Below are 19,621 nucleotides of genomic sequence, written 5' to 3'. Positions count from 1 at the left end.
TTGACCGCTGACACCGCGCTCGCCGAACGCCTGGAGGAGCGCTTCGAGGAGCTGCTCCGCAACGACGAACGGGTCGAGCCGCACGACTGGATGCCGGACGGCTACCGGCGCATGCTCGTACGGCAGATCGGCCAGCACGCCCACTCGGAGATCATCGGCATGCAGCCGGAGGGCACCTGGATCGCCCGCGCCCCCTCGCTGCGCCGCAAAGCCATACTCCTTGCAAAGGTGCAGGACGAGGCGGGGCACGGGCTCTACCTCTACGCGGCGGCGCAGACCCTCGGCGTCAGCCGCGCCGAGCTGCTCGATGCCCTGCACAGCGGCAGCCAGCGCTACGCGGGCACGTTCAACCACCCGGCGCTCACCTGGGCGGACACTGGGGCCATCGCCTGGCTGACGGACGGCGCCGCCGTCATCAACCAGGTGCCGCTGTGCCGCACGTCCTACGGGCCGTATGCCCGCGCGATGCTGCGCATTTGCCAGGAGGAGACCTTCCACGTACGCCAGGGCTTCGATTCCCTGCGCGCGCTGTGCCAGGGCACGCCCGAGCAGCGGCAGATGGCACAGGACGCGGTGAACCGCTGGTGGCTGCCCGCCGTTGCGCTGATGTTCGGCCCGCCGGACACCCCGGCGGGCAAGGACCGCGCCGCCGCCTTCGGGGCGGCGCACACCAAGCGGGCCATCGCCTGGGGCATCAAGCGGCACCCCAACGACGAGCTGCGCCAGCGGTTCGTCGACATCTGCGTGCCGCAGGCCGAGGAGCTGGGCCTGAGCCTGCCCGACCCGGCCATCGCCTGGAACCCCGAACACGGGCATTACGACTTCACGCCCGTCAGCTGGGACCAGTACCGCGAGGTGCTCTCGGACGACTCCCAGTGCGCGCGTCAGCGCCTCGCACACCGGGTCGCCGCGCACGAGGACGGCGCCTGGGTACGGGAGGCCGCAGTCGCGGCCTCCCGGCGCGCGGAACAGGCAGCGCAGGCCGAGCAGACCGATGGCACGGCCGCGGCGCAGGGGGACACGCACGAGGGGGCCCATGGCCACACCGCACCGGCCACCGACCAGGGCAGGGGGACGCCGTAATGAGCACGTGCACGAGGGCCGAGACGCCGTGGGAGGTCTTCGTCAGAACCCGCCGCGGCCTGGGGCACCAGCACGTCGGCTCGGTGCTCGGCGCCGACGCCGACCTGGCGATGGCCAACGCACGCGATCTGTACACGCGGCGCGGGGAACCGTCGTCGATCTGGGTGGTCCGCTCCTCGGACATCCGGGCCACCGCGCCGGACGAGAAGGAGCCGCTGTTCAGCAACGGCACGGGCAAGCCGTACCGGCTCTCCGAGCAGTACGCGGCCCCGGCGGGTGGAAGCGACCATGGCCACTGATGCCTTGACCGCGCTGCGCGACACCGCCGCGCTGGAAAGTAACACTGCGCAGTACGCCCTCGCTCTGGGCGACGACGCTCTGATCCTCTGCCAGCGGATCTCCGCCTGGGTGACCAGGGCGCCCTCCATCGAGGAGGACCTGGCACTGTCGAACATCGCGCTGGACCTCCTCGGCCATGCCCGCACCCTGCTCGCGTACTCCGCCGAGCTGACCGGACACGGTGACGAGGACACCCTCGCGTTCACCCGCACCGAGCGGCAGTTCCGCAATGTGCTGCTCGCGGAGATCCCCAACGGGGACTATGCGCTCACCCTCGCGCGCCAACTCTGCTTCACACACCACACCAGGCTGCTGTACACCGCACTCACCGAATCCGCGGACCCGGCACTCGCCGCGTTCGCCGGCAAGGCCGTCCAAGAGTCCGCCTACCACTGCGTGCACGCCGAGCAGTGGACGGTCCGGCTCGGCACCGGAACCGAGGAGAGCCACCGCCGGATGCAGGCGGGCCTGGAACAGGTCTGGCCGTACACCGCCGAGCTGTTCGTGACGGACGCCGTGACCGCACGGCTGGCGGCGGACGGTGTCGCCGTGGACCCGGCGGGTCTGCGGGCAGAGTGGGACGCGGCCGTCGGCGGCGTTCTCGCCCGGGCCGGGCTGACCCTGCCCAAGGCCACCTGGCACGCCCGCGGCGGCCGGGACGGCCTGCACACCGAGGGGTTCGGGCCGCTGGTGGCCGAACTCCAGGCGGTGCACCGGCAGTACCCCGGAGGCACCTGGTGACGGCAGGACGCGAACGGCTGGCTCCCGAGCAGGTACGGGAGCGAGTCGGCGCGGTGTCGGACCCGGAGCTGCCGTTGATCACCCTCGGGGAGCTGGGTGTGGTGCGTCATGTGACGACGGGCCCTGACGGGACGGTGGAGGTCACCGTCACGCCCACCTACACCGGCTGCCCCGCAATGGACACCATCGTGGCAGAGATCCGGGCCGAACTCACCCGCTGCGGGCATCCGGACGGGCGGGTCAGAACCGTCCTCGCACCTGCCTGGACCACCGACTGGATCACGACAGCCGGTCGGCGCAAGCTCGCCGAGAACGGCATCTCACCACCGGGCAGCCGGACCGCGCAGCTGGACCTGCGGCTCGGTACCGGCGTCGCCTGCCCCCACTGCGGCTCGACGGCCACCCGGCCGCAGAGCCCGTTCGGGGTGACACGCTGCCAGTCCCTGCTGGTGTGCCTTTCCTGCCGGGAGACCTTCGGCCACATGAAGGCGATATGACACCACGAGACGGAGCTGTCCGTACCCTCATGGAGCGAACGCAGAGCCCCGACCGGCACCGGCCGCCGGAGCCGGTCCCGCCCGGGCCCGGTTTCCACGCGCTGCCGGTGCGCCGTATTGACCGGCTCACCGAAACCGCCGTGGCCATCACCCTCGGGGTCCCCGACGGGTTGGCCGCCACCTTCACCCACCGTCCCGGCCAGCACATCGCCGTACGCCACCATCTCGGCAGCGCGGGTGCGGGGCGGGAGATCCGGCGCAGCTACTCGATCTGCCGACCACCCGTCTCTGCGATGCCGGGGACGCTGCGCATCGTCGTCAAACAGCTAGGACCGGGCGGCTTCGGTGAGTACGCCCTCACGCGGCTCACCGTGGGCGACACCCTCGAAGCCAGCCCGCCCAAAGGCAGTTTCACGCTCGCGGACCGGCCCGGAGCGCACCACGTACTGATCGGCGGCGGCAGCGGGATCACCCCGCTGCTGAGCATGGCGGACTCCGCACTGCGCGACGACCCGCAGTGCAAGGTCTCGCTCGTCTGCGCCAACCGCACGGCGCGCTCGACCCTCCTCGCCGAGGAGGTGGCGGACCTCAAGGACCGCCACACAGGCCGGTTCTTCGCCCTGCACGTGCTGTCCGGAGAGGAACGCGAGTCGGAGGTACTGTCCGGCCGCATCGACGCCGCGAAGCTGCCGTGCCTGCTGACCGGGCTCGGCGCCGCACCGGGCGATGCCCGCACGCACTTCTACCTCTGCGGTCCGTGGGGCCTGGTGGAATCGGTGGACGAGGTCCTGCGGGAGCTGGGCGCCGCCCCGTCCCGCGTACGCCGGGAACTGTTCACGACGGACCCGGACGCGCAGGACCGGACGGTCCGCCAAGACACGGCTGCGGGCGACGGTGGCGGGGCCCGGATCACGGCCAGGCTGCACGGCCGCAGCACCGAAGCCGAGATGACCCCACAAGACCCCTCGCTCCTCGCGGCAGTACTGCGGTACCGGCCGGAGACTCCGTACTCGTGCCGCGACGGTCTGTGCGGCTCGTGCCGGGCGCGAGTGGTCGACGGCAAGGTCGAACTCGCCCGACGCTACGCACTCACCCAGGAGGAACAGGACGCCGGCTACACGCTGCCGTGCCAGGCCCGTCCGGCGTCGGACCACGTACGGCTGGACTTCGACGTGTAAGCACAGGCGGGGTGCCGCCACATAGGGCACGACACGCAGATCAGTGACAAGACACAAAGACAGGGCCGGAACCGCAAGTTGCGGTCCCGGCCCTGTCTCTTGGAACGGGGCGCCCCGGCGGCCCGCTATGTGGCGGGTTCGGGCTCTGGCGCGTCCTCGGTCTCGGCCTCGCCCGCGGGCTCGGCCGGCGTCTTCACCGAGTCGAGGAGCAGTTGGGCGACGTCGACGACCTGGACGGACTCCTTGGCCTGGCCGTCGTTCTTCTTGCCGTTGACCGAGTCGGTCAGCATGACGAGGCAGAACGGGCAGGCGGTGGAGACGATGTCGGGGTTGAGCGACAGAGCCTCGTCCACGCGCTCGTTGTTGATGCGCTTGCCGATCCGCTCCTCCATCCACATCCGCGCGCCACCGGCGCCGCAGCAGAAGCCGCGTTCCTTGTGGCGGTGCATCTCCTGCTGACGCAGGCCCGGGACGGCGGACATGATCTCGCGCGGGGGCGTGTAGACCTTGTTGTGGCGGCCCAGGTAGCACGGGTCGTGGTAGGTGATGAGCCCGTCGACCGGCGTCACCGGCAGCAACTTGCCCTCGTCGATGAGGTGTTGGAGCAGCTGCGTGTGGTGGATGACTTCGTAGTCGCCGCCGAGCTGCGGGTACTCGTTGGCGATCGTGTTGAAGCAGTGGGGGCAGGTGGAGACGATCTTCTTGGCCGACTTCGGTTTCCTGGAGTGGGGGGTGGTGTTGCCCTCGTCGTCCATCTCCTCGCCGAACGCCATGTTCAGCGAGGCCACGTTCTCCATGCCGAGTTCCTGGAACAGGGGCTCGTTGCCGAGGCGGCGGGCCGAGTCGCCGGTGCACTTCTCGTCGCCGCCCATGATCGCGAACTTGACGCCCGCGATGTGCAGCAGCTCCGCGAAGGCCTTGGTGGTCTTCTTGGCGCGGTCTTCGAGGGCGCCGGCGCAGCCGACCCAGTACAGGTAGTCGACCTCGGACAGGTCCTCGATGTCACGGCCGACGACCGGGATCTCGAAGTCGACCTCCTTGGTCCACTCCAGGCGCTGCTTCTTGGCCAGCCCCCAGGGGTTGCCCTTCTTCTCCAGGTTCTTGAGCATCGTGCCCGCCTCGGACGGGAACGCGCTCTCGATCATCACCTGGTAGCGGCGCATGTCGACGATGTGGTCGATGTGCTCGATGTCGACCGGGCACTGCTCGACGCACGCACCGCAGCTGGTGCAGGACCACAGGACGTCGGGGTCGATGACACCGTTCTCTTCAAGCGTGCCGATCAGCGGGCGCTCGGCCTCGGCGAGGGCGGACGCGGGGACGTCCTTCAGCTGCTCGGCGGAAGCCTTCTCGTTGCCCTCCATGTCCTTGCCGCCGCCCGCGAGGAGGTACGGCGCCTTGGCGTGCGCGTGGTCGCGCAGCGACATGATCAGGAGCTTCGGGGACAGCGGCTTGCCCGTGTTCCACGCCGGGCACTGCGACTGGCAACGCCCGCACTCCGTACACGTGGAGAAGTCCAGCAGGCCCTTCCAGGAGAACTGCTCGACCTGGGAGACACCGAAGACGTCATCCTCACCCGGGTCCTCGAAGTTGATCGGCTTACCGCCCGAGGTCATCGGCTGAAGCGCACCCAGGGCCGTGCGGCCGGAGGATTCCCGCTTGAACCAGATGTTGGGGAAGCCGAGCATGCGGTGCCAGGCGATGCTCATGTCGAGGTTCAGACTGACCGTGATCATCCAGATGAAGGACGCGCTCAGCTTGAGCATGGCGAAGAAGTAGACCAGGGTCTCCACATTGGCGTGGCTGACGCCCTCGAAGAGGAGGGTCAGGCCGTAGGACACGTAGTTGTCCGGGCCGTAGTCCGCGTGGTGCAGTACGCCTTCCAGGCCGCGCAGCGTCATCACCGAGAGACCGATGAGGAAGATGACGCTGTCGACGAAGTAGGCGTGGGCCCGGTTCGATCCCGCGAAGCGGGACTTGCGGCCCGGCCGGGTCGGTAGGCTCAGCTGCCGGATCACGAACATGATCATGATGCCGACCGTGGTGCCGGTACCGATGAACTCGATGTACATCTCGTACGGCAGCCAGCCACCGACGACCGGCAGCTTCCAGTCCGGCTGGAACAACTGCCCATACGCGTTGAGGATCGTCAGGAACAGCGTGTAGAAGCCCAGCGCGACGAACCAGTGGGCAAAGCCCACCAGTCCCCACTGCATCATCCGCGTATGGCCCAGGAACTCCTTGACCAGCGTCACGCTCCGCTGCCACGGGTTGTCCAGACGATTCGCGTTCTCCGGCAACGGCGCACCCAGCCGGAAGAAGCGGAAGAAATGCACAAAGGCGCGCACGAACAACGCAATGCCGATCGCGCTGAGTGTCAGCGAAACGACGATCGCGGCGAGTTGCATGGGGACTCCTCGAACCGGTCCCGGTGGGGCTGAGGGACGCAGATGTGTGAACCTCCGAGTGGGCTCCCGCGAGGACAGGCGGGCGTCCGGCCCGGCCATTACTGAACGGTAACTTATTGAGCCGGTACGAGAGTACAGCCCCTCTCGGCGGCGGCACACCCGGGCACGCAGTGATCTGCGTCGCTGATGTCGTGCCGAGATCGACGAACTCGCGAGTCAGGCAAGGATGTCGGCGAGTTTCCAGCGTGGAGCAACGGAGCTCGTTGGTCCGAGACAGACCGGTGATCTCCGCGGACCTGCCCGAAGCCCTGGTCCGCAAGCGAAAGGCGGAGCTGATCGAGACCTGTCGGCAGACCAACACCCAACCCAGCGTCCGGGATCTGGTTCGTCAGCTCGGCCTGAGCACCACCACGTTCCGCCGCCGCCTCCCCGACATCGTTCGTGAACCCGGCATCCTTCGATCCACCCCCTCCGTTCCTGCTCCCGGGCCCAGTGAGCACGACAGGCTCGTCAGCAGGAACGCGAAGCCCCGTCGGCGCAACCAGGAGCTGACCTCCGAACTGGCGCCGGCAACGGCTCAAATCCAGCACCTCGCCAGGACCACCGCGGAGCTCTACGAGGTGCTGGAGAACGTCTCCAAGATCACGAACGTCCAGAGCAAGATGTCGCTTCGCTGAGACAAGGGCTCCGGACAGGCGGCGTCGAAATCGGCAAGTTCTACCGCGGGCGCGGCATCAACCTTCGGGCGCGCCGGCCTCCGCGGCTTCTGACCGCACGGCAGGAAGAGGCCGAAACCGTCGGTCAGCGGTACAGGCGTTGCGCGGAGTCGGTGGCCGGGCTGTGGTGATCGTGGGCGGTGCAGGCGAAGTTCACGACGGTGCGGCGGGCGCCGGACCGGGCGAGGGGGGTGACGCGGTGCGCGGTGAGGTCGCTGCGCAGCAGGTAGGCGTCGCCCGACTGGTGGTGGGCCCGCCGGGCACTGGGGGCGTTAAAAGAGCGTTTTATCCCGGCAGGAGTGTTTGAGAAGCAGTCGGTTTTGCTTACGTTAGGGGGCATGCCTCGTGGCTTAGCTCCTGCGGTTGGAGCTCCACTCGTAGGCCATGGGAGCCGTCTCCACGACTTCACTGGGCCAGGTTTCTCGAACGTGGTCAAGTCGCTGGTGGTGGTCTTGGATCCAGCTCTCCTGTGGTCCGATCCCCAACACGAGGCTCATGCGGTCGGGGTCCTGGACCGTCAACGACAACGTGCGGTCCTCGTGCATGAAGAAGTCGAGACTCAGCCCGCGATCGCCACCGATAGTTGCGCCTTTGCCCGGTGCGACCTGAGTCAATTCGCGCTGCCAGGTGTCGAGGTCCTGCTGCAAAAGGCAGAGCTCAAGTCTGGCATCGACAAAGCTCGCCGAGACCAGGACATCGGCGCTCAGGATGTCGTGGCCGGTCAGCACTCCGGGCTGGTAGCGGCCGGTCACGCGGACGACGCAGCGGTTGCCATCCGCGTCTCCCAGATCGATCAGGTTCACCGGGGCCGGTTCAGTCACCGCTGGTCTCGCTCTCGTGTGAGGGGCTGACCCGCATCCTCGCGTATGGCCGCGTGGACTTGTCGGGCCGGCCGAGTCTGTTTCTCGCGCTCTGGCTATGAGTCCTTCCAGTTCGGAGTCGACTCTCGTGTGAGCCTGCGGCTCATCAGGTCGATCATCGCGAGGCGGATCATCGCTTTGGAGCGGTGCGGGTGGGTTTCGTAGTCGCGCGAGGCGGCGGTGGTTCATGAGCCAGCCGAAGGTCCGCTCGACGACGCACCGACGCGGGATGCCCTTGAAACCCTTCTGGCCCGGGGCGCGGCGGGTGACCTCGACGTCAATGCCGAGGATGGCGTCGTGGTCGATGGCCTTGGCTCGATAGCCGGTGTCGGCCCAGGCCTTGGTGATTCGGGGGTGGGCCTTGGCGATGTGCGAGAGCAGGTGGATGCCGCCGGCATGGTCGGAGACGCTGGCCGCGGTGACCCAGACCGCGAGGAGGAGGCCGAGGGTGCCGAGTTTTGTGCGTCCAGCACGCTCGCGGTGGATGAGGGTGACACGGTGGATCCGGCGCAAGCATCCCGGGATCACTTGGAAGCAGCTCCGCCGACGTTATTACGGCGGTGGCTGGTGGCCTGTCACGGAGGAAGCGGATTTGTTGAACCCGGCAAAGTTAAGCACGACCAGATACCGATACCGGGGGACACTCATCCCGACCCCGTGGCCCATTACGGCATGAAGAACAGAACACCCCGAAACTGGACTTGCGGAGAGCCCGGTGCCCGGAGACGGGCACGCCGGGTTCGGGAGGCGGCTCGGGGAAACCCACCGATGGAGACATCGGCAGGGCGCCCCGAGTCGACCTCACCCACCGCCCGGAAGCCCTTGCGCTTGTCTATGGTGCGTTCAACTTCCTTCCGGCGTTTGCACGCGGCATGGTCGAAGCCGGGCGGGCGGCCACCGGACGAGCCACGCGGTGGCGGGCCTGGTCCTTCTTCTCCGGGATGGCGTGCGGAGTCCCCCGACGATGCCATGCCCGCGGTGGCGGACTTCGAGGAACTGGGCAGGTCCGCCACCGGAGCAAGGAGTGTCAGTGAGGCCCGCGCCGCGTCAACCGCCGAGGGCGGGGGCCGGCTCGGGCTCGGGTTCCGGGATCGAGGTGAGGTGGCTGGGGCAGACGGGGGCGAGCAGGCCGTACTGGGCGGCGCGGGCGCCCGCCGCGAAGCGGCTGGTGACGCCGAGCCGTTGCATCAGGTCGGCGATCAGCCGGCTGGCGGTGCGCGGCGAGACCCCGAGGGTGCGCGCGATGGCCTCGTCCTTCATGCCGTCGGCCAGCAACTGCACCAGCGTGCGCTGTTCGTTCGAGAGGTCGGACGGGGAGCGTTCACCCTCCGGGGCGAGCGGGGGCGCTTCGCGCCAGGTGTGCTCGAACACCGCGGAGAACGCGTTCACCAGCGGCGCCCCGCGGATCGTGAGCTGGGAGCTGCGTGACTCGCCCTCAGCCGCGGGCAGCACGGCGTAGTCGGAGTCAATGATCACCATGTTGAGCGGGATGACCGAGGCGAGCCGCAGATCCACGCCTGCGGCCACCAGACTGCTGAACGAGTCGTAGGTGCCGGGCGACATCGAGTCGCGACGCAACCGGACGGAACGGATCTGGATACCCCTGTCGAACATTTGCTGCCGGAGCGGCCCGAGCCTGCGGCGCAGCCAGGTCGGAAGGCTGCTCTCCGCGTAGGCGGTGCGCAGGGTGGAGCGCGCCGAGTCGGTGACGTCGTGCAGCACTTGCACCATCTCATCGACGCTGTTGGTGGCGGTGACCTCGACGCGCGAGTGGGAGAAGCCGGTTCCCGGGAGGTACACCTCCAGCAGCGACTCCATCGCCTCGTGCATCCGCAGGGACTCCTCCAGGCTGCGCTGCGCCATGTCCTGCTGCTGCCGGAGCATGCGCATCAGCGCGAATTCCGGATCCACCGGTACGACGCGATCGCCTTCCCTTGCCGGCCAGCTCACCAATCCAAGGCGCCGCAGGGAAGCCCACGTCGCGCGCGCTTCGGCACGTGACAATCCGAAACTGTCCGTCAGCTCTTCCGGATCGGAACCTCCGCGCTCCCGCAGCTCCATATAGACAGCGAGCCGTGAGGCTTCGGATACTTGCGCATTCACTCCGGTTTCACGGTTTCTCACAGAGGGGCTCCCGGGCGACTGAGCTTTGCACTGTCCAGCGGCTACCGACGCGTAGGTGGTCATTCGCACGCATAGGTGGTCACTCTGACGCGTAGGCGGTCACTCTGACGCGTAGGCGGTCACTCTGACGCTCAGGTCGTCACTCTAAGGCAGGCTCGCAGGCGAGAGCGGTAAGTGAGAGGCAGTTCACGCGCTGGGCGCGGTGGGGAGTCGTGCGCTGGTTGAGGCAGGCGATGAGTTCCTGGCGCCACATTCTCGTCGCGATGCCCAGGGGCCAGTGTTCTGGCCCACGACAGCCGCTGGACAGGTCTGGGCGAGTTCGAGGCAGATGCCTCGTCGATCCATCCTGATCCCGCGCTGGGAGGGTGTACTGCCAGCACTCTCCCGTCCTTCAGCCGACTCAATACGACGGATGGATCTTGTGCTGAGGACAGACAGCGCAGCAGTGAGGTCACCTCGGTGGGTGCTTCGTGGCCGAGCGGTCTGCGGTCGTAGCGGGACAACGCCACTGTGGTGAAAGGCAGATCGCGGGCCACGAGCCTTGCAGCTTCCTCGCTCACGCCCCCGATTTCTGCACAGAACAGCATGCGCTGGTCGTCACCGGCGACGAGCCGCCCGGGAAGAAGAGGTTCGGCGCCGCCTGCGTGTGCTGCTCCGGCGAGGTAGTCCGCGAACGAGTCGTGCATGGCGGCCACTGTCTGGTCCCATCCCAGTGCGTGATCAGCCCGCAGCGACGGGCTGCTTCATGGACGGCTGATGTATCAGTTGCCAATCCCACGCTTTGAAGGGCGGATGCGGCCTGGCTGAGCAGGTGGTGCCATTCGTAGACGTCTGCGTAGCGGCGACCGTCATTCAGCAGGCGGGCGAAGACGATGCCCAGCGCCATGCGCACAGCTGAGATGTCGGCTGCTCCGTTTCGCGCGGCCAGCTGTTCGATGAAGGCAAGGTAGAGGTCTGCTCTGCCTTTCGGAGCCGGCTGGTCGTCAAGGAGCGACAGAGCCATGGAGAACAGCAGGTGGTTGGCTGCCGCGTCATCCAGCTTCTGTTCGAGAGGCGCTACGACAGCGCGGGCCAACTGTGGCGGGCACGGCCTTCCGGAAGCAGCAGTTGCCTTTTCCACCAGTTCGACCCGCTCCTCATGATCCAACCCACCATCTGGTACGTAGCTGGAGTCACGCTGCTGGGCAGGATGTCACGCAGTGCTGCCACATTGCGCCCCACCAGCACAAGCCGCGCTCCACGACCAGCGGAAACGGGAGCCAGCAGGTCTTGGTGCAGGGCACGGCGTATCGGTTCAGCGATCTCTGAGGCACGGTCGATGACCAGAGTAACCGTGGCGTCCGAGATGGCCTGAGCGCCGGTGGCTGTGGGGAATGCTTCGTCGAGCACCGTAGCGAGGCCATCGGCGGCTAGGCCGTGTCTGACAAATGATCATGCTGTTGAGTTGCGGAGCCACAGGATGAGCGAGCCCGGGTGCAGTCCTGCCTCGTAACGGCTGGCGAGCTTGTCGAACCGGGTTGCAACTGCCCGGAACTGTTTGAGCCGGGAGAAGCAACGTTCGACGACGTTGCGGTGTTTGTATGCCTCCGGGTCGAAGGGGGGGCGGCGTCCGCCGAGGCTGCCCCGTCGCCGCCGGTTGTCGATCTGGTCGGAGCGTTCGGGGATGGTGGCCTTGATCCCGCGGCGTCTGAGGCCGGCCCGGATCACCCGTGAGGAGTGCGCCTTATCGGCCAGGACACGGTCGGGCCTGCGTCTGGGCCTGCCCGGCCCGGTCCGGGGAACGCGAATGCCGTCCATGACCGTCTCGAACACCGTGGAGTCGTTGACGTTTCCGGGGGTCAGGACGATCGACAACGGCAGACCCCGTCCGTCGACGGCGAGATGAACCTTGGTGGTCAGGCCGCCCCGGGACCGGCCGAGGGCCTGCCGCGCCGCCGAGCGTTGCGGATCTTCCAGTTTGTCCTCGTCGGGCTCCGCTTTTTGCGGGCCCCGGCCGCGTGCTGGTGGGCACGGTTGACGGTGGAGTCGACCGAGACCGTCCACTCCACCCTGCCCACCGCCTCGTCACGGACGTGGACATGCTTCAGCAAGGCAGCCCAGGTGCCGTCCGACTCCCAGCGGGCGAACCGCTCATAGACGGTTTGCCACGGCCCATACCGCTCCGGCAGATCACGCCACGGAGCACCGGTCCGCAGCCGCCACAACACCCCGTCGATCACCTGCCGATGACCCCGCCAGGGCCGACCCCGCCCATCCGTTGCAGGGAGCAGCGGTTGTATTCGCTCCCACGCCGCATCCGTCAGTTCACCTCAACCTGCTACAAGATCAATTATCAGACAGGGCCTAGTACTCCAGCAGGATTTTGCGGTCTGACCTGCGGGTTTCGCTGGGCGGCTGGAGTGTAGCGGGCTGTGGAGTGGTCAGGGGCGGTTTTACGGTGGCCGCCCCTCGATCGTGCGACAACGCCGCAGGTAATGACAGCGGCGGGCAACTGCTTGGCGTCGTCGGCGCCAGTTCGACCAGCTCACCGCGTGGTGTCGGCCTCGACGTCCGCGCAGGTGCGGGGACCGGGGCCGACAAGCTGCCAGGAGTCGCCGAACCTCCGCCACTGTGAGCTCGATGGTCCCGGCTGCCTCACCGGTTTGAGGTTCCCCCGGCGTGCGGGAGGTGCTGATCAGCTGGTCAGGGCAGGTTGACGGGGTTTCAGGTTCGTTCGTTCGGCCGTTGCCTGGTCGGAGTAGTGCTTTTCCTCGAACTCGACCGGACTGAGGTAGCCGAGCCGCTTCTGGATGCGCCGGGAGTGATAGAAGCCGTCGATGTACTCGAACAGCGCGAGATTCGCCTCGGCCCGGGTGGCGAAGACGCGGCCGCGGATGCACTCCGTCTTGATGATCATCCACAGGTTCTCCGCGAGGGCGTTGTCGTAACTGTCCCCGACCGAGCCCATGGATGCCTCAACTCCCGCCCTTATAAGTCGCGTTGTGAGCTTCACGGATGTGTATTGACCAGGTTCAACCAGTGGATGCAACACCGGCTTATTTGATCGATAGCGTGATCGCGACCGTCCAGCCCCGTTCGAGTGCCGGGACGACGAGCCCTGTGCGCAGTTCCTCGATCCCGCCGGCGCTCGATCCGACGACGCCCAGCACCTTGCCCTGCATCGAGCTCACTGCACCGCCCTGCATCGTTGGGCCATGGCCGGCAGCTCGGACGAGTAGCTGCCGCCCGTGACCGGGGACTGCTTCCTCAGGTCGCGAAGCGTCTCGCGTACCCGTGGATTGTTCCGCACGAGCTGGGGTGAGGTGCGTTCGGCCTCCCGCAGTTCCCTGAAGGACTCGTCGACGCGACCCCTGAGGCAGAGGCCGCGGGCGTAGTCGATGCGATGAGACACAGCGCGTTCCGCCGGCATGTGGGAAACGTCGATGCCGCCATGCTCGACGACGTACGGGATGTTCTCGAGGTCAAGCTCGATCGACAGGCGGTGCAGCTCGACGTTCGTCGGACCGAAGCACATCTGCCAGTGGTTCTCGTCGGAACCGAGCCGGTCGGCGAGCCGCTTCCCCTTCTCCAACAGGGAGTTGGCGGTGTGCCGATCCTGGTGCCGTGCAGCGGCCACAGCAGCCCGCAGATGAATCATGCCAAGCAGGCTCAAGGCGGCCGGGTCGTCGTCGCGAACCTGACTGGCGAGCCAGGCCGCGGCGGTATCGCCCAGTTCGAGGGCGTCCTCGTATCGCCCGTTGGCCAGCAGTGCGTGCGTACCGGAGCGGGCGGCGGAGACGAGCGACAGCGGGTCCTCGGATTCGTCGGCGGCCCGCATGGCGCGCTCGGCCGCGAGCCACGACAAGTCGGACTCGCCGACCTTGGCAAGGGTGGTTGCCGCCAGGTGATGCGTGCGAGCCGAGACGGCGAGGCCGCGTCGCCGCTGATCGCCAGGCGGAAGGTCTTCCGGTTCCTGGGCCGTCCTCAGCAGACCGGGCAGGGCGGCTATGACGTCACCAAGAACGCCAGCCTGGTAGTCGCCCCAGCTGCGCTCGACGACGACCTGCGCCTGCTCCCGGATCACCCTCGCTTCCTCCTGACTCCAGCACCGCTGAACCCAGGATGATCACGAGACCGCCCACCGGCCCTCATTTGATCCGCTGTCCGTGGCCCTCATTTCAACCGTCGCCGACAGAAAGGTCATTTACCCAGGTCAGGAGCTCAAATCCATCCATCACAGCAGCCCACAGGGCCGCCTGGTCTCTTCCTGGACATTTGACCAGCAGGACTCAGCAGGTCTCGGCAGGTCTGCGCTCAGCGTCGCCTGCCCTCGGCGCCCCATCGATGCTCGCCACCTCGACAGCGTCTGACCTGCTCGACAGGGCACCTGACGGCCCATCAGAACGAGCGTCAAATGAGCGTCACGAGCGTTATTTGAGCGTCAAGATATCGCCCGTAACGCCCACACCGCACATAATGCGCACAAGAAAAACCGCAGTTCAGGCGGCCTTTGCGACCGGTTCAAGGATCGCCACGCACTCCACGTGGTGGGTCATCGGAAACAGATCGAACACCCGCAGCGTCCGCACCCGATACCCCCCGTCCCGGAAGTACCCCAGGTCCCGCGCCAGCGCGGCCGGATCGCAGGCGACGTAGGCGATCCGCCGCGCGTCGAGCGACGCGATGTGCGCGACCGTCTTGCGGCCGGCGCCCGCCCGCGGCGGGTCGAGGACGACCAGGTCGACCTCGGTGATGCCGGTGCGCGGCAGCACGGTCTCGACCTTGCCCTGTTCGATGCGGACGCGGTCGAAGTCGGCGAGGTTGTGCCGGGCGTCCTCGACCGCGCGCTTGCCGGACTCGATGCCGAGGACCGCGCCCTTCTCGCCGAGCCGGTCGGCCAACGCCCCCGCGAACAGGCCCACACCGCAGTACAGGTCCAGCGCCATCTCGCCCTTGCGGGGCAGCAGGCCCTGCATGACGGCCGTGACGAGGGTGTCCGCGGCCTTCGGATGGACCTGCCAGAAGCCTCCGCTGCCGACGCGGTGGGTACGGCCGTCCGCACGCTCGCGGACGAAGGGGCGGCCGTGGACGCGGTGGACGCCGCCGTCCTTCTCCTCGACCCTCATCACCGAGACCGGCTTGTCCAGCTCGACCAGGGGCAGACGGGCACCCGGTCGCGGCGTCAGGATCACCTGGCGGTCCTGGGAACCCGTCGCCGCGATCGCCTCGACGGACTCCATGCCCGTCCAGTCGCGCTTCTCGATGCCCAGCTCGCTGACGCCCTCGGCGGCGATCATGCAGTGGTCGATCGGCTCGACCTCGTGCGAGCGGTGCCGGCGCAGGCCCGCCTGACCGTCCGGGGTCACCGCGTACTGCACCCGCGTGCGCCACTGCGGCACCTGGCCCGCCGGAAGCTTGTCGCCCTCCGCAGGCAGCACCGTGCCGTCCCAGCCCGCCTCCTCCGGCGTGAGGCCGGCGAGCCGCTGCAGCTGCTCGGCGACGACCTCGCCCTTGAGGCGGCGCTGCGCGCCCGGCTTGGCGTGCTGCCAGTCGCAGCCGCCGCAGCGGCCGGGGCCGGCGTAGGGGCAGGGCGCCTCGATGCGGTCCTTGGACGCGGACAGGACCGAAACCGCGTCCGCGCGCAGGAACCGGGCACCTTCCTCGCCGTCGGTCACCCGGGCCACGACCCGCTCGCCGGGCAGCGTGTGCCGGACGAACAGCACCTGGCCCTCGTCGGTACGGGCGATGCAGTGCCCGCCGTGGGCGACGGGGCCGACCTCGACCTCGTACTCCTCCCCCACCAGTGACCGCGCCTGCGACTCCGCCTGCGTTTTCTTCGGTTCTGCCTGCATGGCGGGGTGACTCCAGATGCGTAAGGGGGTGGGACTGCGGAACAACAGCCCACCAGTCTACGTCGGTGTCGACGTCTCCTTCGCCCGCTCCTCGGCGGGACCGCGCCGCACCGAGCCCGGGGCGTTCCACTCCTGCCGCTTGCGGGCCCGCTTCCGCGCCACCTCGGAGGACTGCAACTGGTAGGGCACCGAGGTCACCATGACGCCGGGCGTGAACAGCAGCCGGCCCTTGAGCCTGAGCGCGCTCTGGTTGTGCAGCAACTGCTCGTACCAGTGGCCGACCACGTACTCGGGGATGATCACGGACACCACGTCGCGCGGCGACTCCTTGCGCAGGCCCTTGACGTACTCGATGATCGGCCGCGTGATCTCGCGGTACGGCGAGTCGAGCACCTTGAGCGGAACGGTGATCCCGCGCCGCTCCCACTCCTCGCGCAGCGCCTTGGTCTCCGCCGGGTCGACGTTGACGCTGAGCGCCTCCAGGCTGTCCGAGCGCATCAGCTTGGCGTACGCCAGTGCCCGCAGCGTCGGCCGGTGGATCTTCGAGATCAGCACGACCGAGTGCACCCGGGACGGTCGTACGCTGTCGTCGCTCGGGCCCTCGGGGGCCGCGATCTCCTCGGCCACCCGGTCGTAGTGCTTACGAATGGCCGTCATCGTCGCGTAGAAGATCACCATGCCGAGCAGTGCGACCCAGGCGCCGTGCGTGAATTTGGTGACCAGTACGACGACCAGCACCAGGCCCGTGAAGAAGGCGCCGAAGGTGTTGATCGCGCGGGAGCGGACCATGCGGCGGCGCTTGGCCTGGTCCTTCTCCGTGGCGAGGTGACGGTTCCAGTGGCGGACCATGCCGGTCTGGCTGAGCGTGAAGGACACGAACACGCCGACGATGTAGAGCTGGATCAGCCGCGTCGAGTCGGCGCCGTAGATCCACACAAGGAGCCCGGCCGCGCCGGCCAGCAGCACGATGCCGTTGGAGAAGGCGAGGCGGTCGCCGCGGGTGTGCAGCTGGCGGGGCAGATAGCGGTCCTGGGCGAGGATCGAGCCGAGCAGCGGGAAGCCGTTGTAGGCGGTGTTCGCGGCCAGGAACAGCACCAGCGCGGTGGCCGCGGCGAGCACGATGAACAGGAAGCTGCCCTTGCCGAAGACGGCCTCGGCGACCTGGGAGATCACCGGGTTCTGCACATAGTCCGAGCCGAGGGCGACGCCGTTGTGGAGCAGGTCGACGGCCGGGTTCTCGGCCATCCGGACCTTGGTGAACGCGGCCAGCGCGATGATGCCGCAGAACATGGTGACGGCGAGCAGGCCCATCGCCGCGAGCGTGCTCGCCGCGTTCTTCGACTTGGGCTTGCGGAACGCCGGGACGCCGTTGGAGATCGCCTCCACGCCGGTGAGCGCGGCACAGCCGGATGAGAAGGCGCGCAGCAGGAGGAAGACGAGGGCGAAGCCCGCCAGGCCCTGGTGCTCGGCCTTGATCTGGTATCCCGCCGTCGGTGCCCGCATGGTGTCGTCGAGGACCAGCCCCCGGAACGCACCCCACGCGATCATGATGAAGACGCCGGCGACGAAGACGTACGTCGGAATCGCGAACAGCGAGCCCGACTCCTTGACCCCGCGCAGGTTCATCAGCGTCAGCAGCACGATCACGGCGATCGCGCAGAGCACCTTGTGCTCGACCACGAAGGGGACCGCGGAGCCGAGGTTCTCGATGCCGGAGGCGATGGAGACGGCGACGGTGAGGACGTAGTCGACGAGCAGGGCGCTGGCGACCGTGAGGCCCGCCTTGGGGCCGAGGTTGGTGTTGGCCACCTCGTAGTCGCCGCCGCCGCTGGGGTACGCGTGCACGTTCTGCCGGTAGGAGGCGACCACCGTGAACATCAGCACGACCACCGCGAGGGCGATCCAGGGGCTGAAGTGGTACGCCGACACGCCCGCGATGGAAAGGACCAGCAGCACCTCTCCCGGCGCGTACGCCACGGAGGACAGCGGGTCGGAGGCGAAGACGGGCAGTGCGATGCGCTTCGGCAGGAGCGTTTCGCCGAGCCGATCACTGCGCAGTGCGCGCCCGATCAGGATCCGTTTGGGCACGTCGGTCAGTTTGGACACAACAGAGGATCGTAGGCGTTCGAACGCAAGGTCGCCCACCCGCCACCCCACTTCTGCGCCCTGTCTGCTCTCCGGGTGAAATCGGGGACGGTCCGGCTGCGGATTCCGAAGGCCGCCAGATCCTCGTGTCTATATGACTAACCCCCGACCGTTTCCAGGCCACGGCCGCCCGCTGGAGGTTCCATGCACACGACCGCAGAGCTGATCGGCGCCGTCGGCAGCCTCGTCGGACTCGGCGTCCTCACCCTCATCAGCTTCAGGCGCATCAGCCGCCGTTGATCGCCTCGGATTCCCTTGGCGACACCGACAGGGGTGGCGAGTACCGTTGCATCGAGCACGCCGGTCCTCCGGCCGCTAAGCCGACAGCCGTCGCACCCGAAGGAGCCCTTTTCATGGCCTCTGTGCCACCGACCCCTTCCGCCGACAGCCGGACTCGTGTGTCCGCCCTCCGTGACGCGCTCGCCTCCCGTGTGGTGGTGGCCGACGGGGCGATGGGCACCATGCTCCAGGCGCAGGACCCCACGTTGGAGGACTTCGAGCAGCTCGAGGGCTGCAACGAGATCCTGAACGTGACCCGCCCGGACATCGTGCGCTCCGTCCACGAGGCGTACTTCGCAGTGGGCGTCGACTGCGTCGAGACCAACACCTTCGGCGCCAACCACGCAGCCCTCGGCGAGTACGACATCGCCGACCGCGTGTACGAACTGTCCGAGGCGGGTGCCCGCATCGCCCGCGAGACCGCCGACGAGTTCACCGCGTCGACCGGGCAGCAGCGCTGGGTGCTGGGGTCCATGGGGCCGGGCACCAAGCTGCCGACGCTGGGACATGCCCCGTACCGGGTTCTGCGCGACGCCTACCAGCAGAACGCCGAGGGCATGATCGCGGGCGGCGCCGACGCGCTGCTCGTCGAGACCACGCAGGACCTGCTCCAGACCAAGGCCGCCGTCCTGGGCGCCCGCCGCGCCCTCGACGCCCTGGGCGAGGACCGCCCGCTGGTCGTCTCGGTGACCGTCGAGACGACCGGCACGATGCTGCTGGGATCGGAGATCGGCGCCGCGCTGACGGCGCTGGAGCCGCTCGGCATCGACATGATCGGCCTCAACTGCGCCACCGGCCCGGCCGAGATGAGCGAGCACCTGCGTTACCTGTCGCGGAACTCCCGCATCCCCCTGTCCTGCATGCCGAACGCGGGCCTCCCGGTCCTCACCAAGGACGGCGCCCACTACCCGCTGACGGCCCCGGAACTGGCCGACGCCCAGGAGACCTTCGTCCGGGAGTACGGCCTGTCCCTGATCGGTGGCTGCTGCGGCACCACCCCCGAGCATCTGCGCCAGGTCGTCGAGCGCGTCCGTGACATGACGCCGGCGGCGCGTGATCCGCGCCCCGAGCCGGGTGCGGCTTCCCTCTATCAGACGGTGTCGTTCCGGCAGGACACCGCGTACATGGCGATCGGGGAGCGGACGAACGCGAACGGGTCGAGGAAGTTCCGGGAGGCCATGCTGGAGGGCCGCTGGGACGACTGTGTGGAGATGGCCCGCGAGCAGATCCGGGAGGGCGCGCACATGCTCGATCTGTGCGTGGACTACGTCGGCCGGGACGGGGTCGCGGACATGGAGGAGCTGGCGGGCCGGTTCGCGACCGCCTCCACGCTGCCGATCGTGCTGGACTCCACCGAGGTCGAGGTCCTGCGGGCCGGGCTGGAGAAGCTCGGTGGCCGCGCGGTCATCAACTCCGTCAA

At 68.1% G+C, this 19,621-nt stretch carries 17 protein-coding genes and 2 pseudogenes; 7 read left to right on the top strand and 12 right to left on the bottom strand.

Annotation, left to right across the window (positions count from 1 at the left end):
* The 5 genes from paaA to ACFYO2_RS34560 are packed head-to-tail and all read left to right on the top strand — an operon-like array spanning position 1 to position 3,838.
* Positions 1-1,083, top strand: coding sequence for a 1,2-phenylacetyl-CoA epoxidase subunit PaaA (gene paaA / locus ACFYO2_RS34580; RefSeq protein WP_388357092.1), 1,083 nt, complete (start codon positions 1-3; stop codon positions 1,081-1,083).
* The gene (gene paaB, locus ACFYO2_RS34575) at positions 1,083-1,382 is read left to right on the top strand and encodes a 1,2-phenylacetyl-CoA epoxidase subunit PaaB (RefSeq protein WP_388357089.1); all 300 of its coding nucleotides are present in this window, start codon (positions 1,083-1,085) and stop codon (positions 1,380-1,382) included. Before paaA ends, paaB begins: the two co-directional genes overlap by 1 nt.
* A complete protein-coding gene (gene paaC / locus ACFYO2_RS34570; protein WP_388357086.1) occupies positions 1,372-2,163 on the top strand; it encodes a 1,2-phenylacetyl-CoA epoxidase subunit PaaC in 792 nt (263 codons plus the stop codon). Before paaB ends, paaC begins: the two co-directional genes overlap by 11 nt.
* Positions 2,160-2,660 (top strand): 1,2-phenylacetyl-CoA epoxidase subunit PaaD, encoded by a 501-nt coding sequence (gene paaD / locus ACFYO2_RS34565; RefSeq protein ID WP_388357083.1) that lies wholly within the window; start codon positions 2,160-2,162, stop codon positions 2,658-2,660. Before paaC ends, paaD begins: the two co-directional genes overlap by 4 nt.
* 29 nt (positions 2,661-2,689) lie before the next feature.
* Positions 2,690-3,838, top strand: a complete 1,149-nt coding sequence (locus ACFYO2_RS34560; protein ID WP_388357081.1) for a 2Fe-2S iron-sulfur cluster-binding protein — start codon at positions 2,690-2,692, stop codon at positions 3,836-3,838.
* Positions 3,839-3,963: 125 nt separating this feature from the next.
* Here ACFYO2_RS34560 and ACFYO2_RS34555 read toward each other — a convergent pair whose 3' ends face one another.
* Positions 3,964-6,246, bottom strand: a complete 2,283-nt coding sequence (locus tag ACFYO2_RS34555; RefSeq protein ID WP_388357079.1) for a (Fe-S)-binding protein — start codon at positions 6,244-6,246, stop codon at positions 3,964-3,966.
* 263 nt (positions 6,247-6,509) lie between these two features.
* On the opposite strand from ACFYO2_RS34555, the gene ACFYO2_RS34550 reads away from it, so the two are divergent.
* A complete protein-coding gene (locus tag ACFYO2_RS34550; protein WP_388357076.1) occupies positions 6,510-6,923 on the top strand; it encodes a hypothetical protein in 414 nt (137 codons plus the stop codon).
* A 124-nt stretch (positions 6,924-7,047) separates the two neighbouring features.
* On the opposite strand, the gene ACFYO2_RS34545 is transcribed toward ACFYO2_RS34550, so the two are convergent.
* From ACFYO2_RS34545 to ACFYO2_RS34495, 11 genes and pseudogenes are all read right to left on the bottom strand, one after another.
* Positions 7,048-7,302: a hypothetical protein gene (locus ACFYO2_RS34545; RefSeq protein ID WP_388357073.1), complete on the bottom strand. Its 255-nt coding sequence runs from the start codon at positions 7,300-7,302 to the stop codon at positions 7,048-7,050.
* A gap of 10 nt (positions 7,303-7,312) precedes the next feature.
* Positions 7,313-7,753, bottom strand: a pseudogene (locus tag ACFYO2_RS34540) (DUF5959 family protein); the annotation flags it as partial.
* Positions 7,754-7,878: 125 nt separating this feature from the next.
* Positions 7,879-8,272, bottom strand: a pseudogene (locus tag ACFYO2_RS34535) (transposase); the annotation flags it as partial.
* 597 nt (positions 8,273-8,869) lie between these two features.
* Positions 8,870-9,733: a helix-turn-helix transcriptional regulator gene (locus tag ACFYO2_RS34530; protein ID WP_388357070.1), complete on the bottom strand. Its 864-nt coding sequence runs from the start codon at positions 9,731-9,733 to the stop codon at positions 8,870-8,872.
* Positions 9,734-10,502: 769 nt separating this feature from the next.
* Positions 10,503-11,093, bottom strand: coding sequence for a hypothetical protein (locus ACFYO2_RS34525; protein ID WP_388357067.1), 591 nt, complete (start codon positions 11,091-11,093; stop codon positions 10,503-10,505).
* Between the two features lie 284 nt (positions 11,094-11,377).
* Positions 11,378-12,249, bottom strand: a protein-coding gene (locus tag ACFYO2_RS34520; RefSeq protein WP_388357374.1) for an IS5 family transposase whose coding sequence is annotated in 2 segments (ribosomal slippage) — positions 11,378-11,916 and positions 11,916-12,249 — 873 coding nt in all. Because the reading frame shifts where the segments join, the coding sequence is not laid out codon by codon here.
* A 371-nt stretch (positions 12,250-12,620) separates the two neighbouring features.
* Positions 12,621-12,893 carry an IS3 family transposase gene (locus tag ACFYO2_RS34515; RefSeq protein WP_388357065.1) on the bottom strand — a complete coding sequence of 91 codons (273 nt, stop codon included), beginning with the start codon at positions 12,891-12,893 and terminating at the stop codon, positions 12,621-12,623.
* A gap of 88 nt (positions 12,894-12,981) precedes the next feature.
* Complete coding sequence (locus ACFYO2_RS34510; protein ID WP_388357062.1) at positions 12,982-13,116, bottom strand: hypothetical protein; 135 nt, start codon at positions 13,114-13,116, stop codon at positions 12,982-12,984.
* The gene (locus ACFYO2_RS34505; protein ID WP_388357059.1) at positions 13,113-14,009 is read right to left on the bottom strand and encodes a transcriptional regulator; all 897 of its coding nucleotides are present in this window, start codon (positions 14,007-14,009) and stop codon (positions 13,113-13,115) included. Before ACFYO2_RS34505 ends, ACFYO2_RS34510 begins: the two co-directional genes overlap by 4 nt.
* Positions 14,010-14,424: 415 nt before the next feature.
* The gene (locus tag ACFYO2_RS34500; RefSeq protein ID WP_388357056.1) at positions 14,425-15,777 is read right to left on the bottom strand and encodes a class I SAM-dependent RNA methyltransferase; all 1,353 of its coding nucleotides are present in this window, start codon (positions 15,775-15,777) and stop codon (positions 14,425-14,427) included.
* Between the two features lie 57 nt (positions 15,778-15,834).
* Positions 15,835-17,883, bottom strand: coding sequence for an APC family permease (locus ACFYO2_RS34495; protein WP_388357053.1), 2,049 nt, complete (start codon positions 17,881-17,883; stop codon positions 15,835-15,837).
* Positions 17,884-18,275: 392 nt separating this feature from the next.
* Between ACFYO2_RS34495 and ACFYO2_RS34490 the strand changes: the two genes are divergently transcribed.
* The coding region (locus ACFYO2_RS34490) for a homocysteine S-methyltransferase family protein (RefSeq protein ID WP_388357050.1) at positions 18,276-19,621 on the top strand (1,346 nt) is incomplete at its 3' end.

It is taken from the genome of Streptomyces sp. NPDC006602 (assembly GCF_042870385.1).
In the GTDB taxonomy this organism is placed as follows: Bacteria; Actinomycetota; Actinomycetes; order Streptomycetales; family Streptomycetaceae; genus Streptomyces.
The sequence above is the reverse complement of the archived record's forward strand: the minus strand, read 5'-3'. Positions and strand labels throughout refer to the sequence as shown.

Excerpts from the sequence above, each read along its gene's own strand:
- paaB (WP_388357089.1), top strand. The coding sequence starts at position 1,083 with ATGAGCACGTGCACGAGGGCCGAGACGCCGTGGGAGGTCTTCGTCAGA.
- paaC (WP_388357086.1), top strand. The coding sequence starts at position 1,372 with ATGGCCACTGATGCCTTGACCGCGCTGCGCGACACCGCCGCGCTGGAA.
- ACFYO2_RS34560 (WP_388357081.1), top strand. The coding sequence starts at position 2,690 with ATGGAGCGAACGCAGAGCCCCGACCGGCACCGGCCGCCGGAGCCGGTC.
- ACFYO2_RS34555 (WP_388357079.1), bottom strand. The coding sequence starts at position 6,246 with ATGCAACTCGCCGCGATCGTCGTTTCGCTGACACTCAGCGCGATCGGC.
- ACFYO2_RS34545 (WP_388357073.1), bottom strand. The coding sequence starts at position 7,302 with ATGCCCCCTAACGTAAGCAAAACCGACTGCTTCTCAAACACTCCTGCC.
- ACFYO2_RS34515 (WP_388357065.1), bottom strand. The coding sequence starts at position 12,893 with ATGGGCTCGGTCGGGGACAGTTACGACAACGCCCTCGCGGAGAACCTG.
- ACFYO2_RS34500 (WP_388357056.1), bottom strand. The coding sequence starts at position 15,777 with ATGCAGGCAGAACCGAAGAAAACGCAGGCGGAGTCGCAGGCGCGGTCA.